Origin of the sequence: Roseovarius sp. SCSIO 43702, from assembly GCF_019599045.1 — a bacterium.
Lineage (GTDB): Bacteria > Pseudomonadota > Alphaproteobacteria > Rhodobacterales > Rhodobacteraceae > Roseovarius.
The window spans coordinates 1,569,423-1,583,503 of record NZ_CP080623.1; the positions used below are offsets into that span (position 1 = coordinate 1,569,423).

Below are 14,081 nucleotides of genomic sequence, written 5' to 3' on the forward strand. Positions count from 1 at the left end.
CGATGCGATTTGCGAGATATGGAAACCCCGGGGCGGAACGGCCTGCCATGCTTGACGGCGAGGGAAGGCTTCGCGATCTCTCGGGCGTCGTGCCGGACCTTGCGGGCGAGGTGCTGGGCCAGTTGCCGCAAGTCAACCCCGACGCGCTCCCGCTTGTCGAGGGCTCGCCGCGCCTGGGGCCGCCGGTCGGGGGCACGGGCAAGTTCATCGGGATCGGTCTCAATTTTTCGGACCACGCCGCCGAGGCGGGAATGGAGCCGCCGCCGGAACCCATCGTCTTCATGAAGGCCACGTCGTCCATCTGCGGGCCGAATGACACGGTGAGCCTGCCGCGCGGGTCGGAGAAATCGGACTGGGAGGTCGAGCTTGGCATCGTCATCGGGCGGCGGGCCAAATACGTGAACGAGGCGGACGCCCTGGGCCACGTGGCGGGCTACACCATTGTCAACGATGTGTCGGAGCGGCATTTCCAGACCGAGCGGAAGGGGCAATGGACCAAGGGGAAAAGCTGTGACACGTTCGGGCCGATCGGCCCGTGGCTCGTCACGCCGGACGAGGTGGGCGATCCGCAGGCGCTTGCCATGGCGCTCGACCTGAACGGCGAGCGGATGCAAAGCGGGAGCACGAGCGCGATGATCTTCGGCGTGGCGCATCTCGTCTCGTATCTGAGCCAGATGATGACGCTGCATCCCGGTGACGTGATCGCGACCGGCACGCCGCCGGGTGTGGGGATGGGCATGAAACCGCCGCGCTTCCTGCGGCCTGGCGACGTGATGGAGCTTGAGATCGAGGGGCTGGGCCGTCAGCGACAGGAGGTCGCCATGGACGACTGAGCCGGTTCGGGTCGATCCGGCAGCGCCGCCATGAATTCGGCCATGCGGTCGAAGACGAGCTGTCGGGTTTCGGGCGTTTCCATCATTACCTCGTGCCGTGCGCCATCGAGCATCTTGAGCGTGCCGCCGGGCCAGGCGTTCATCCGCGCATGTATGCTGCCGGGGTCGACGATGTCCTCATCCGTTCCGAGAAAGGTGAGACAGGGCAGGTCGGGCGACGGCATCCGCGCGAGCCTGCGGCATTCGATCAACGCCTCATGGAGCCAGCGCAGGCTGGGACCGCCCAGGCCGAGCGCAGGACAGGCGTTGGTCTGGTCGATCATGTAGCGATACATCTCTTCGTCGCGGGTGAGCTTGTTCGTGGCGAAGGGTTCGCTCAGGACGTAGGGGTTTGCCTGTGTCCCCGGCGCGTATAGGTGATCCATGCCCACCCGGCGACTGCCCCAGCCGAGCGACCAGGCGACGGGGCGGAGCAGCTCGGCCATGCGGATACCCCACATGGGCGCCGAAAAGAGCGATCCCGCCACCGGCACGCCGTTGTGCAGCGCGCGCAGCCCTATGCAGCCGCCCATGGAGTGCCCGAGCAATACCCAGGGCCGCGGCAGGTCAAGCCGCCCGAGCGCCGCGAAGACGGCGCGGACATCGCGCTGATAATCGTCGAAATAGTGGACATGTCCCGACAGCACGTCATCGGCGAGGCGGTCGGCAAGGCCCTGACCGCGCCAGTCGACCGCCACGAGGCCATAGCCGCGCAGGGCGAGATCGCGCGCCGCGCGGCCGTATTTCTCGATGTATTCCGTGCGGCCCGGAAAAAGCACGATCGTGCCGCGTGCCCCCGCGTGGCTCCAGGCGCCGAGCCGGATGCGCACCCCGTCCTCGGCCTCGAGCCACCACGCGCGCCCGCCATCCGGGCCATCCGCGATATCATGGTGGAGAGGCGCGTCCCGCATTCTCAGGACAGCGCGCTGCCGAGTTGCATCGCCATGCCCATGTCACCATCGACCGAGAGCTTGCCGGTCATGAAAGCCGCGGTCGGGTCCAGATCACCCTCCAGGATCGACTGAAACGTCTCGGCGTCGGCCGTCAGGGTCACGTCGGCCTCGTCATCGCCCGCACGGGCACCCGCATCGTCCACCATGATGGCGCCTTCGCCTTCGATCACGAACTTGGCGGTGCCGTTGAAATCCTTGCCATCCAGCTTCTCGTTGAGGCTCTTGACGGCTGCGTCGATGGTGTCGCTCATGGGGGTCTCCCTTTGTTTTGAACGGCCGGGGGTTTGCATTCCAGCCGCGCACGCTAAACTCAGGTCCGTTATGAGTGCTCATCGACCCAAGCTCAAGAATACCGTTGCGGCAGTCGCCGCGACAGTCATGTTTTCCCTACCTGCCCCGGCGGAAGAGAACGCGCGACTCGACCGGCTTTTCCAGCAGTTGCAGCAGGCGGATGAAGCGTCGGCGCAGTCCATCGCGGAGGAGGTGGCGCTCGAACTGTCGAAGTCGGGATCGCCGGCGATGGATTTCCTGCTCCGCCGCGGTCGGTCGGCGTTGGAGGCCGGGGATCTCGCGGCGGCGCGCGATCATTTCGGCGCGCTGGTCGATCATGCGCCGGAATTCGCCGAAGGCTGGCACATGCGGGCGGTGGCGCGGGCGCGGGCGGGGCTCCTGGGGCCGGCGCTTTCGGATCTGGAGCGGGCGCTGGCGCTCGAGCCGCGGCATTTCCCGGCGCTCTACAGCCTCGGGTCGCTGCTCGAGGAGACGGGGCAGGACGCGCTTGCCTACGAGGCCTATGATGCGGCGCGCGCGATCAACCCGCATGATCCCGACACCCTTGCCGCGCTCGAGCGGCTGGGGCATGTGACGCACGGAACGCCGCTCTGATCCACCCGCAATCGCGCCAGGAGGTGCCCATGGCCGAGCCGTCCCGCATCATCGCGGTTCTCGGACCCACGAACACCGGCAAGACACATTACGCGATCGAGCGGATGCTGGGCTATCCTTCCGGCGTGATCGGCTTGCCGCTGCGTCTTCTGGCGCGCGAGGTTTATGACCGGATCGTCGCGGCGCGCGGTCCCTCGGTCGTGGCGCTTGTCACCGGCGAGGAGCGGATCGTGCCGCCGCGAACGAAATACTGGGTGGCGACCGTCGAGGCGATGCCCGAGGGAATCGGCGCCGATTTCGTGGCGGTGGACGAGATACAGCTTTGCGCCGACCCCGAACGCGGGCACGTCTTCACCGACCGCCTGCTGCATATGCGCGGCCAGAAAGAGACGCAGTTCCTGGGTGCCGCGACGATGCGGGGCGCCATCGCGGCGCTCGTGCCCGGCGTGCAGTTCCAGAGCCGGGAACGGATGTCGCAACTGAGCTATACGGGCGCGCGGAAGCTCTCGAAGATGCCGGGGCGCAGCGCGATCGTGGGCTTCTCGGTCGATAACGTCTATGCCATGGCCGAGCTTCTGCGCCGCCAGAAAGGCGGTGCGGCGGTGGTGATGGGCGCGCTGAGCCCCCGGACGCGGAACGCGCAGGTCGATCTCTACCAGAATGGCGACGTGGATTACCTCGTGGCCACGGATGCGATCGGCATGGGGCTCAACCTCGATGTGGATCACGTCGCCTTCTCGGCGCTCTCGAAGTTCGACGGGCGGCGGATGCGCGCGTTGCACCCGAACGAACTTGCGCAGATCGCGGGGCGCGCGGGGCGCGGGATGCGGCATGGCACGTTCGGGGTGACGGGCGAGGCGCCCGAGTTGCATGACGAGGTGGTGACGGCCATCACCGAGCACCGTTTCGCGCCCGTCACGCGGCTTGAATGGCGCAATTCGGACCTGCGTTTCGGCTCGGTCGAGGCGCTTCTCGCGTCGCTCGAACAGAAGCCCGAGCAGCCGATCCTGGGCCGGAGCCGGGACTCCGACGACCTGCTGGCGCTTCGCGCGCTTTCGCAGCTGCCGGACGTCATCGACCGGGTCGGCGATGCACGGCGCGTCAAGCTTCTGTGGGATGTCTGCCGCATTCCCGACTTCCGCGGCATCAGCCCGGCGGAACACGCGGGCCTTCTCGAGCGTATCTTCACTGACCTCTCGTCGCTGGGGCGCATCCCCGACGACTGGCTGGCGCGTCAGGTCAAGCGGCTCGACCGGACGGATGGCGACATCGACACGTTGTCGAAACGTCTCGCGTTTATCCGCACGTGGACCTATGTTGCCCAGCGCACGGGGTGGGTCGACGACGAGGCGCATTGGCGCGGCGTCACCCGCGTCGTGGAGGACCGGCTGTCGGATGCCCTGCACGGGGCGCTGACGCAAAGATTTGTGGACCGGCGCACGAGCGTGCTTTTGCGCCGGTTGAAACAGAAGGAGGCCGTTGTGGCCGAAGTGAACGACAAGGGCGAAGTGACGGTCGAGGGCGAGTATGCCGGCCGTCTGGAAGGTTTCAGATTCCTGCGCGACAAGGCGGCGAGCGGGCCGGAGGCGAAGGCGCTCGACCAGGCGAGCCTCCAGGCCCTGGGGCCTCATTTCCACCTGCGGGCCGATCGCTTCTACAACGCGCCCGACACCGAGATCGACTTCACCGAACAGGGTGGGCTCATGTGGGGCTCGGACGCGGTGGGCAAGCTCGTCAAGGGGTCCGATCCGCTCAAGCCCGGCATCAAGGCTTTCGTGGACGACGAGGCAGGCGAGGACGTGCGCCAGAAGGTCGAGCGCCGTTTGCAGCATTTCGTCGATCGCAAGATCGCCACGCTCTTCGAGCCGCTTCTGGCCGTGCAGAAAGACGAGGCGCTGACCGGGCTGGCGCGCGGCTTCGGATACCGTCTTGTCGAGGCGATGGGCATCCTGCCGCGTGGCGACGTCGCCGAGGAGGTGAAGGAACTCGACCAGGAGGCACGCGGTGCGTTGCGCAAGCATGGCGTGCGTTTCGGGCAGTTCACGATCTTCATGCCGCTTCTGCTCAAACCCGCGCCGACGCGGCTCAGGCTGGTCCTCTGGTCGCTCGATCGCGGGCTCGAGGAATTCCCCGAGGCGCCGCCGCCCGGCCTCGTCACCGTGCCGGCCAACGCCGTGTCCACGCCGCCGGGGTACTTCTCGATGGCGGGCTACCGTGCGGCGGGCGAGCGCGCGATCCGGATCGACATGCTTGAAAGACTGGCCGACCTGCTGCGCGCCGCCGACAGCCGCGCGGGCTTCGAGGCGACGCCCGACATGCTCTCGATCACGGGCATGACGCTCGAGCAGTTCGCCGATCTCATGCAGGGCCTGGGCTACAAGGCCGAGCGTGGCGAGCGCGAGAAGGTCAAGCCGGTCGATCAGAAGATGGAAGAGACGCCGGCGCCGCAGGGCGATCTGCCCGATGGCGTGACCACCGCCGCCGAGGAGGTCGAGGAAATCCCTGCCGAGGGCGAGGCGCCTATCGCGGCGGATCCTGCGCCCGAGGGCGAGGTAGAGCCCGACATTCCCGAGATGAGCGAGACCGAGGTGGCCCCCGGCGAGACGCCCTATGACCAGCCGCCCGAGATCGAGGTCTACTACACCTTCACCTGGGCCGGTCGCGGAAACCGGCAGGCGCACGGGCCTCGGAGTGCCGGCAACAAGGGTGGCAAGGGCGGCGCCAGGCCCAAGGGCAAGGGGCGGCCCCGGAGCGGCGGCAAACCCGCCGAGAAAGGCGCGAAGACCTACGCGTCGAAACCGGCCAAGTCCGACAGGATCGACCCCGACAACCCGTTCGCTGCTGCCCTGATGGGACTGCGCGACAAGAAGTGATCCCCGCCGCGTGACCGATCCCGCCGCCCCGCAAACGCTGCGTGCCGACAAGTGGCTCTGGCACGCGCGGTTCTTCAAGACGCGGGCGCTCTCGGCGCGGATGATCGAGGGCGGGAAGCTGCGGGTCAATTCCGGCAAGGTCTCGAAGGCCGGCCGCGCGATCAGGCCGGGTGACGTGCTCACCATCACGCTGCCGGGCGGGGTTCGCGTGGTGCGTGTTCTCGCACTCGGCACACGGCGGGGACCGGCGTCGGAGGCACAGGCGCTCTACGAGGAAATGACGTGATGGAACACTGTTCCGACCGGGACCGCGGTTGGCGAACGGGACATTTCATCGCGTTCCGCGCGCTTGAATGATCCCGCCCGCTGGATTACGTAGCGCGTGACCCGAAACTGCGCGGACGCGGCCATGACCTATATCGTCACCGACAACTGCATTGCATGCAAATACACCGATTGCGTCGAGGTCTGCCCCGTCGATTGCTTCTACGAGGGTGAGAACATGCTCGTCATTCACCCCGACGAGTGCATCGACTGCGGTGTGTGCGAGCCCGAGTGCCCCGCCGACGCGATCCGTCCCGACACCGAGCCGGACATGGAGAAATGGGTCGAGTTCAATCGCAAGTATTCCGAGATGTGGCCGGTCATCATCACGAAGAAGGATCCGCTGCCCGAGGCCGAGGAGCGCGATGGCGAGGATGGCAAGCTCGAGAAATACTTCTCCGAGGCGCCGGGCGAAGGCGGGTGAAGCGCAGGTGATTCGAACAGTGTGGTCCTGAAAGCTTGCGCGTGGCGTGAAGCAGGACGTTCAGCCGATTGAAATAAAAGCATAAAGCACTATCTTGATGTCATGCTGCTTCCGGTGGGGCGTATTTTGTGGTATGGTGCAGACTGCATGTAGACATATGCCTGATATCCGCCGGCCCGACCTGACATTCGGGGGCGGATCGTTTTGTGCCGAAACCAAGCTGCGACGTGTCGTCCCGACGACCAAGCAGCGGCATTTCGGGAAACGATTTCAGGCAGTTGCGAGGAAAACTGAATGAGCAAGTCGAAGAAATCCGAATTCCGCCCCAACGAATACGTGGTCTATCCCGCGCATGGCGTCGGCCAGATCGTGTCGATCGAGAAGCAGGAGGTGGCCGGGTTCGAATTGGAGCTTTTCGTCATCTCCTTCGAGAAGGACAAGATGACGCTGCGTGTGCCCACGCACAAGGCCACCGAGATCGGCATGCGCTCGCTCTCGTCGCCCGACGTGGTGACGCAGGCGATGAAGACCCTGAAAGGCAAGGCCAAGGCCAAGCGCGCCATGTGGTCGCGCCGGGCGCAGGAATACGAACAGAAGATCAACTCGGGCGATCTCATCGCGATCGCGGAAGTGGTTCGCGACCTGCATCGCACCGACGACCAGCGCGAGCAGAGCTATTCCGAGCGTCAGCTTTACGAAGCCGCGCTTGAGCGGCTCACCCGCGAAGTGGCCGCGGTCAACGGCAATGACGAGGCCGCTGCCGCGAAACAGGTGGATGACGTGCTGGTGTCGCGCGCCGCGTGAGCCGGGCCCGTTCTTGAAATCGACCGCCGGTCCGTGAAGGGCCGGCGGTTTTTCTATGTGGCGAGCACCATCAGGAGCGTGATCTCCACTGCCTGCTGGATGCTGCCCAGCACGTCTCCCGTCTGCCCCCCGAGCTTGCGACGGGCGAGGAGCGCCATCCCGATCGCCGCGACGCTTCCCCAGATGAGAAGCCCGAAGATCTGCCAACCCGTGCAGAGCAGCGCCGCCGCGAACGCGATCGCGAGCGCGGTCCACGCCGTGCCGGGTGTGACCGGGCCGACCCGCCGGGCGAGCCCTTCGTCGCGGGCATGGGGCATGAGCGCCATGGCGAAGGGCAAGGCCGCCCGCGACAACGCGCCGATGGCGACAAGGGCGGCCATGGCCTGTGCCACCGAGCCCTCCAGAAGCGCCGCAACGCCTGCGATCCTGAGCCCCAGCGCAAGAACGAGTGCGATAACGCCATAGGTGCCGATCCGGCTGTCGCGCATGATCTCGAGCCGCGCCGCACGGTCCCAGCCGCCCCAGATCCCGTCGGCCAGGTCGGCGAGGCCATCCTCGTGCATGGCGCCGCAGAGAAGCACGAGAGTCGCGACCGCGCAGATCGCCGCGACGAGCACCGGCAGGCCGAGCGCCGTGGCGAGCCAGGCCACGGCGCCGGCGATCACGCCGTGGAGTATCCCGACCAGCGGATAGGCCCAGGCGGCGCCGGCATTCCGTTCGGGGTCCACGCGGGCCGAAGGCAGGGGCAGGCGGCTCAGCAGGCTGAACGCGGTCGCGATCTCCGAGACCTTTGAATTCATGGCGGGATGTCCCTTTGGCATGGCGGAATTGCGTTGCCCCGCATGGGCTTCGATGGGATACACAAGCGCCAAGGGCCGCGCAACTGGAGGTGCCTCATGCCCCCGACCATCGAGACCGTGGACGATATCCGCGCCTGCCTCGGTGCGCTTCCCGCGCCGGACGGGGCCGCGCGGCGGCGGGCCGGGGAGCGGAACGCGCAGTTGACCAAGCCGCCGGGATCGCTGGGACGGCTCGAGGAGCTGGCGGTCTGGTATGCCGGGTGGCGGGGCGAGGCGCGGCCGCTGGTCGAGCGACCGCAAGTCATCGTGTTTGCCGGCAACCACGGCGTGACGCAGCAGGGGGTCTCGGCCTTCCCGGCGGATGTCACGGCACAGATGGTCGCGAATTTCGAGGCCGGAGGTGCCGCGATCAACCAGTTGAGCCAAGCGGCGGGCGCGCGTCTTGATGTGGTGGCGCTCGATCTCGACCAGCCTACGCGGGATTTCACGCAAGCCGCGGCGATGGATGTGGACAAGTTTGTAAAATACATGAGGGTTGGATGGGAAAGCATTGATAATAAATGTGATTTACTGGTAGCGGGAGAAATGGGGATCGGCAACACGACGAGCGCGGCGGCGATGGCATGCGCGCTTTTCGGGGGAACGGCGCAGGATTGGACGGGGCGGGGCACTGGCGTGGAGGATAGCGCACTCGACCATAAGATCGCGGTGGTGGAGCGTGCGGTGGCCCGTCATGCGCAGGCAGGGGGACGCGGTCTCGACGTTCTGCGATGCCTGGGCGGGCACGAGCTGGCGGCGCTGGCGGGGGCGATCCTGCGCGCCCGGATGGAGCGTATCCCCGTCATCCTCGACGGGTTCATCTGCACCGCCGCCGCGGCCTGCCTGGCCCAGGAAAACAAGGCCGCGCTCGATCATTGCGTGGCGGGCCACCTGAGTGCCGAAGGGGCGCATGGCGCGCTTCTCGAGAAGCTGGGCAAGGCGCCGATCCTCGACCTTCACATGCGGCTTGGCGAGGGGTCGGGCGCGACGCTGGCCATCGCGATCCTGAAGGCCGCGGTGGCCTGTCACAGCGGCATGGCGAGCTTCTCCGAAGCGGGCATTTCGGGCAGCGAACGGTCGGGTTAACGGGATCTGAGCGCGGCGAACGGGACGTCGGTATCCATGTCGGTATCCACGTCGGTATCGTGTCGGTGCGCCTCTTGCGGGTGCGCAGACGCGTAAACGCAACGCGCGCCGCTTCACTGCTTCCCTTCTTCTTGCCAGAAATATCCATTCGACGGCGCCGCCCGCGCGGACCGGGCGGAACCGGCGCGCGCCGGCGGATCAGCCGGTGCCGGTGCGCGGCTCGCCGCTTTCCTCGAGCTGCGACAGGAGCATGGTCTCGAGCTCGCTTTCGAGTTCCTTGGCGCGCGCGATATAGGCGGCGTTCTCGACCGTGGGGACGGTCGGATCCCAGAGCGCGGCGAGTTCGCGGACGGAATCGCGGTCGTGCTGGTAGAAGGTGCGCTCGGCCTCGGCGGCCTCGAACTCGGAAAGGCCCACGTTCTCGAGCACGTAGCGGCCGGCGCGGAGCGAGGCGTCGAAAAGCTCGCGCACGATGTCGTCCGCGCCGGCCTGGTAGAGGCGGAAGACATGCGTGCGGTCGCGGGCGCGGGCGACGATGTGCAGGTCGGGCCTTTCGCGGCGCGCGAAGGAGACGAGGCGGACCGAGGCGTCGGGGTCGTCGATCGCCACGACGAGCACCCGGGCATCCTTGAGCCCCGCCGCGTTGAGCATGTCGGGGCGCGTCGGATCGCCGAAGAAGCTCTTCACCCCGAAGCGGCGCATCCGCTGGATCGCGGAGAGATCGCGGTCGAGCACCACGGTGCTGAAGCCGCTGGAGCGCACGAGCCGGTTGACGATCTGGCCGAAGCGGCCGATGCCGACGATGATCACCTGGCCCTCCTCGTCGACGTGGTCGGGTTCCTGCGCGTCGCCCGTCTCGGCCATGCGGTTCGACATCCATTCATGCAGCAAGAAGAGCAGCGGCGTGATGAGCATCGTCATCGTCACGACGAGGAGCATCACCTCGGACAGTTCGGGCGGCACGACGTTCGACTGGCTCGAGAACGAGATCAGCACGAAGCCGAATTCGCCGGCCTGGGCGAGGGAGAGGGTGAAGAGCCAGAGGTCGCGGCGGCGCATCCCGAAGGCCCGGCCCAGCCCGTAGAGGATGACCCCCTTGATCACGATCACCGCGCCCGTGAGCCCGAGGATGAGGAAAGGGACCGCGAAGAGGATGTCGAAGTTGATGCCGGCGCCCACGGTGATGAAGAACAGCCCCAGCAGCAGCCCCTTGAAGGGCTCGATATCGCTTTCGAGTTCGTGGCGGAATTCGCTGTTGGCCAGCACCACGCCCGCGAGAAACGCCCCCAGCGCCGGAGAGAGACCGATGAGGTTCATCACGTAGGAGATGCCCACGACGATGAGCAGGGCGAGCGCCGTATACATCTCGCGCAGGCGGGCGGTGTGGATGAAGCGGAAGACCGGGCGGGTGAGATAGACGCCGAAGAGGATGATCCCCGCGACCACGCCCAGCGTGACGAGCGTGACCCCCCATGCGGGCAGGCCCTCGATGAAGGAGACGGCCATCTCGTGCGCGGGCGCCGCGTCCTCCGCCTCGGAGGCGCTCGAGAGCTTCTCGAGCGTCTCGCCCAGGATCATGTCGGGCGTCTTGGGCAGCGCGAGAAGCGGGATGAGCGCCAGCATCGGGATGACCGCGATGTCCTGGGTAAGCAGGACCGAGAAGGCCGAGCGCCCGCCGCCCGTACGCATCAACCCCTTCTCGGTGAGCGTCTGGAGCACGATCGCGGTAGAGGAGAGCGCGAAGATGAGGCCGATGGCGAGGGCCACGCTCCAGACCTGGCCGAGCCAGATGGCCGCGCCCATGATGGCGACGGTCGTGAGCAGGATCTGCATCCCCCCCAGCCCGAGAAGCCGATGGCGCATGTTCCAAAGCGCGCGGGGGTCGAGCTCGAGCCCGATGATGAAGAGCATCATCACTACGCCGAATTCGCCCACATGCTGAAGCTCGTGCGTGTTCTCGTGGCCGACGAGGCCGAGGGCCGGGCCGATGATGATGCCGGCCGCAAGATAGCCCAGCACCGATCCCAGCCCCAGCCGCGCGGCGATGGGCACGGCGATCACCGCCGCCACAAGATAGATCGTGGCCTGAAAGAGAATGGAGTCCATGCCGTCCTGTCCGCGCTCGGATCGTAACCTTGCGGTCAGTCTAGCGAAGGCCGCGGGGGATGGCTATCGCCGAGGGGGCGGCCACGCGCTTGTGATCGGCGAAATCGGGGTGGTCGTGCCGGGCGCGGGATCAGCCGCGCGGCATCCGGAGCACGAGGTTCTTTCCGCGCTTGGTGTAGCGCAATTCCGAGTCGCCGATGGCGCTGACGCGGCCACCGTCGAGCCGGTCGCCCACCTTCACCTTCTTGTAGCGGCCATTCGAGAGCCGGACGAGCGCGCGGCGGTTGCTGGGCGAGCCGTAGACGCCGATGAGATTGACCTCGCGGAGGTTGATCGCGTTCTTCTCGGTCGCGGTGCGCGAGACCGAGGCGGAGCTGGGCACCGAGACCGAAACCGCCTGTTCGGTCGAGACCGGGCGGCTGGCCGCGGCCTTGCGGGTGGCGGCGACCTTGGCGGAGAAGCCCTCGGGGCGTTTCCGGGGCGCGAGCGAGGACGCGACGGCCTGCGGGGTCGGGTTCTCGAAGGCGCTGTCGTCGGGCTGGGCGGTGTCCGTGATGCCGAGATCGGCGGTCGAGGCCGCGGCGACGGCGGCGGCGATGGCCTCGCTGTCGGTGCTGGCGACGGCCGGGGCGTCGGTGTCGTCGGTGGCTTCGGGTACGAGGTCGGCGGGGCGCAGGCGCGGACGCGGCGTGGCGAGCACCGCTGCGGCCACCGCTTGGGCGTCCTCCGCCTCCTGCGCGCTGTCCTCGGCCTCGGCCTCGGTCTCGTCGTCGGCTGCGGCCTCGGGGCGGGTCATGTCGCGCGGCGGCTCCACCTCGGGGCGGCCCGCGAAGACGCGGATGCCCTCGGGGGTGAGCGCGCCCTCGGGCGTGGCCTCCACCAGCGCCTCGCCGGTGTCCGGCGTGTCGCCCGGGTCGACCTCGAGGTCGATGGCGGGGCTGTCGGTGCCGGTCTCGCCGGGGGTGGTGGGCCGCGTCACGGTCTCGAGCGAGGCGAGGCGGGGCAGGGTGCTGGGACCGGGGCGCGACAGCGGCGCATCGGTGCCGGCCGTGTCGAGCGTGCCGAGGACGCCCGTGGCCGGCGCGTCGGGCAGGTCGGGCGACAGCTGCCAGATGCCGGTCGCCGCGTAGCGCGCGCGCGCCTCGTCGGGCGAGAGCGCGGCGGGCAGCGCGTCGGTGGGCGTGAGCGGCAGGGTGTCGGCATCGCGGGCCGCGCGCCCGGTGTCCGAAAGATCGGGCGTGACCACGCGGTCGGGTGTCGGCGGCTCGGTCGTGGCGAGGGTGACGGGATCGTCGGGATCGGGTTTCGGCGCGGCGATGGTCGTGTCGTCGTCGCGCCCCAAGAGACCGGCGAGCCCGTCATCGAGGAAGATCGACGCCCAGGCGGCGACAGCCACTAGGAAAAGGAGCAGCGCGGCGGTGAGAATGAGGCCCAGGAAGCGGGGCTTGCCGCCCACCTCGGGTTCGCGCGCGCCGAAGACGGTCATGCGCTGCTTCTCGTCCTCGGCGCGGCCGCGGGCGGTGCCGTTGCCTGCGGAGGATCGTCCGGGGCGGGCCGCGGCGGGTGTGGCTGCGGCCGCGGCAGGCTTGGCACCGGGGCGGCGGACGCTGAAGAACGCGCTCGGGGGGGCGGGGGGCGTGTCGTCGGACGGGGCGGCGGGTGCGGCGGCGGGCGTCTCGGTGGTCTTGGGCGTGGCCTTGACGCTTGCCTCGGGCGCGACGGGGTTGGGGGCCTTGCGCGCGGACGCGCCGAAGGCGGTGAGTCGCGAGACGCCTTCGAGGCGCGGGGGGTCGGCTACGGCGTCGGCGTCGCGGCGCGCGCGGATGGAGGTGAAGCCGGCGGAGGCGGCGGGCGAGGGTGAGGGCGTCGTGGTGTCGCCCTCGTCGCTCTCGGTCCCGGATTCGGGATCGGGAGTGAGGCTGCTGAGAAGATCGGACTGGATCTCGTCGAAGCTTCGCGGAGCCTCGGGCGGTTCGGCGGGGGCGGCCTCCTCGGGCGGCGTGGCCGTTTCGAGGGCGGCGCCGACCGGCTCGGGGGCGGGGGTGTCGTCGGCCGGCGTGGGGTCGGCATCATCCGTGGCCCCGGCGGGCGGGGTGTCGTCCGCGGGTGAGGTCGGAGCCTTGGCGGGCGTGTCCTTCTGCGGGGTGGTCGCCGGGGGGGCGACGGGTTCCTCCGGCGCGGGCGGGGTCGCCGTGTCCTCGGACGGGGATGCCTCGGCGGCTGTCGCGGTTTCGGGCTCGGCATCCTCGGGCGCGGCGGTCGGCACGGGGATGACATGGAGGCGGGTCATGTCGCGCTCGACGCTTTCGCCCGGTGCGAGATGCTCGGACGCGACGGAGGTTTCGCCGAAGAACGGTTCACCGGCAAAGAGGTCGTCGGCGGGTTGCGCGACGAAGGAGACGGGGCCGAATTCATGCTCGGCGGCGAAGCTCTCGGCCTCGGCCAGCGTCTCGCGCGCGACGGCGGCGATCTTGACCCGGTCGCCATCGACCGACCAGTCATAGGCCAGTTCCGAGATGTCGTAGGGCGTGGCGTCGGCAAGCGCCGCGCGCACGAAGCCCGCCCTGTCCTCGGCCCATGCGTCATCCGTGGGCAGATCGAGATACTTGATCTGGTCGTCGGGGATGATGAGCTTGGTCGTGATGCCCCGCGGAGCGAATTTCGCGGCCTGCGCGCGCAGCTCCGCGAGGGCCGCGTTGAGGTCGGGCGCGTCGAGCGAGACCTCGCCAACCGGATGCCAGCCGAGATAGGCGCGGCGCAGCAGGCGGATACCATCGAAGGAAAGCGAGAGGGCGAAATTCGGTTTCATCGGCACGCGTCATACCATCGGACCGGCCAGGGGGCGAGTCCCGTTACATGAGGAGGGAGTCTATCGCGGCTTCGTGCCGTTTCAAAGGGATGGCCCGCGATATTCG

12 protein-coding genes are annotated in these 14,081 nt (G+C 68.2%); 7 read left to right on the forward strand and 5 right to left on the reverse strand.

Annotated features, from left to right (window positions below; all coding sequences use genetic code 11):
• Positions 1-2: 2 nt before the first annotated feature.
• Entirely contained in the window at positions 3-833 is an 831-nt protein-coding gene (locus K1T73_RS07675) for a fumarylacetoacetate hydrolase family protein (RefSeq protein ID WP_220603337.1), read from the forward strand.
• Here the strand turns inward: K1T73_RS07675 and K1T73_RS07680 are convergent.
• Positions 803-1,783, reverse strand: coding sequence for an alpha/beta hydrolase (locus K1T73_RS07680; RefSeq protein WP_220603338.1), 981 nt, complete (start codon positions 1,781-1,783; stop codon positions 803-805). The two genes, K1T73_RS07675 and K1T73_RS07680, sit on opposite strands and share 31 nt — an antisense overlap.
• Positions 1,784-1,785: 2 nt before the next feature.
• Positions 1,786-2,076 (reverse strand): SCP2 sterol-binding domain-containing protein, encoded by a 291-nt coding sequence (locus K1T73_RS07685; RefSeq protein ID WP_220603339.1) that lies wholly within the window; start codon positions 2,074-2,076, stop codon positions 1,786-1,788.
• 127 nt (positions 2,077-2,203) lie between these two features.
• Between K1T73_RS07685 and K1T73_RS07690 the strand changes: the two genes are divergently transcribed.
• From K1T73_RS07690 to K1T73_RS07710, 5 genes are all read left to right on the forward strand, one after another.
• A complete protein-coding gene (locus K1T73_RS07690; protein ID WP_220603340.1) occupies positions 2,204-2,710 on the forward strand; it encodes a tetratricopeptide repeat protein in 507 nt (168 codons plus the stop codon).
• Between the two features lie 29 nt (positions 2,711-2,739).
• Positions 2,740-5,583 (forward strand): helicase-related protein, encoded by a 2,844-nt coding sequence (locus K1T73_RS07695; RefSeq protein WP_220603341.1) that lies wholly within the window; start codon positions 2,740-2,742, stop codon positions 5,581-5,583.
• 10 nt (positions 5,584-5,593) lie between these two features.
• A complete protein-coding gene (locus tag K1T73_RS07700; protein WP_220603342.1) occupies positions 5,594-5,869 on the forward strand; it encodes an RNA-binding S4 domain-containing protein in 276 nt (91 codons plus the stop codon).
• A gap of 123 nt (positions 5,870-5,992) precedes the next feature.
• Entirely contained in the window at positions 5,993-6,331 is a 339-nt protein-coding gene (gene fdxA, locus K1T73_RS07705; RefSeq protein WP_220603343.1) for a ferredoxin FdxA, read from the forward strand.
• Positions 6,332-6,625: 294 nt separating this feature from the next.
• Entirely contained in the window at positions 6,626-7,135 is a 510-nt protein-coding gene (locus tag K1T73_RS07710; protein ID WP_220603344.1) for a CarD family transcriptional regulator, read from the forward strand.
• 53 nt (positions 7,136-7,188) lie between these two features.
• Here K1T73_RS07710 and cobS read toward each other — a convergent pair whose 3' ends face one another.
• The gene (gene cobS / locus K1T73_RS07715; protein ID WP_220603345.1) at positions 7,189-7,935 is read right to left on the reverse strand and encodes an adenosylcobinamide-GDP ribazoletransferase; all 747 of its coding nucleotides are present in this window, start codon (positions 7,933-7,935) and stop codon (positions 7,189-7,191) included.
• 96 nt (positions 7,936-8,031) lie between these two features.
• Here cobS and cobT point away from each other — a divergent pair, with 96 nt between their 5' ends.
• Positions 8,032-9,060 (forward strand): nicotinate-nucleotide--dimethylbenzimidazole phosphoribosyltransferase, encoded by a 1,029-nt coding sequence (gene cobT / locus K1T73_RS07720; RefSeq protein ID WP_220603346.1) that lies wholly within the window; start codon positions 8,032-8,034, stop codon positions 9,058-9,060.
• A 198-nt stretch (positions 9,061-9,258) separates the two neighbouring features.
• Here cobT and K1T73_RS07725 read toward each other — a convergent pair whose 3' ends face one another.
• Positions 9,259-11,166 carry a monovalent cation:proton antiporter-2 (CPA2) family protein gene (locus K1T73_RS07725; protein ID WP_220603347.1) on the reverse strand — a complete coding sequence of 636 codons (1,908 nt, stop codon included), beginning with the start codon at positions 11,164-11,166 and terminating at the stop codon, positions 9,259-9,261.
• Between the two features lie 130 nt (positions 11,167-11,296).
• Complete coding sequence (locus K1T73_RS07730) at positions 11,297-13,975, reverse strand: hypothetical protein (RefSeq protein ID WP_220603348.1); 2,679 nt, start codon at positions 13,973-13,975, stop codon at positions 11,297-11,299.
• Positions 13,976-14,081: the final 106 nt, after the last annotated feature.

What these genes read in the sequence shown, in the direction of transcription:
- K1T73_RS07710 (WP_220603344.1), top strand. Translation starts at nt 6,626, where the DNA reads ATGAGCAAGTCGAAGAAATCCGAATTCCGCCCCAACGAATACGTGGTC.
- K1T73_RS07730 (WP_220603348.1), bottom strand. Translation starts at nt 13,975, where the DNA reads ATGAAACCGAATTTCGCCCTCTCGCTTTCCTTCGATGGTATCCGCCTG.
- cobT (WP_220603346.1), top strand. Translation starts at nt 8,032, where the DNA reads ATGCCCCCGACCATCGAGACCGTGGACGATATCCGCGCCTGCCTCGGT.
- fdxA (WP_220603343.1), top strand. Translation starts at nt 5,993, where the DNA reads ATGACCTATATCGTCACCGACAACTGCATTGCATGCAAATACACCGAT.
- K1T73_RS07695 (WP_220603341.1), top strand. Translation starts at nt 2,740, where the DNA reads ATGGCCGAGCCGTCCCGCATCATCGCGGTTCTCGGACCCACGAACACC.
- K1T73_RS07685 (WP_220603339.1), bottom strand. Translation starts at nt 2,076, where the DNA reads ATGAGCGACACCATCGACGCAGCCGTCAAGAGCCTCAACGAGAAGCTG.
- K1T73_RS07725 (WP_220603347.1), bottom strand. Translation starts at nt 11,166, where the DNA reads ATGGACTCCATTCTCTTTCAGGCCACGATCTATCTTGTGGCGGCGGTG.
- K1T73_RS07675 (WP_220603337.1), top strand. Translation starts at nt 3, where the DNA reads ATGCGATTTGCGAGATATGGAAACCCCGGGGCGGAACGGCCTGCCATG.
- cobS (WP_220603345.1), bottom strand. Translation starts at nt 7,935, where the DNA reads ATGAATTCAAAGGTCTCGGAGATCGCGACCGCGTTCAGCCTGCTGAGC.
- K1T73_RS07690 (WP_220603340.1), top strand. Translation starts at nt 2,204, where the DNA reads ATGTTTTCCCTACCTGCCCCGGCGGAAGAGAACGCGCGACTCGACCGG.
- K1T73_RS07680 (WP_220603338.1), bottom strand. Translation starts at nt 1,783, where the DNA reads ATGCGGGACGCGCCTCTCCACCATGATATCGCGGATGGCCCGGATGGC.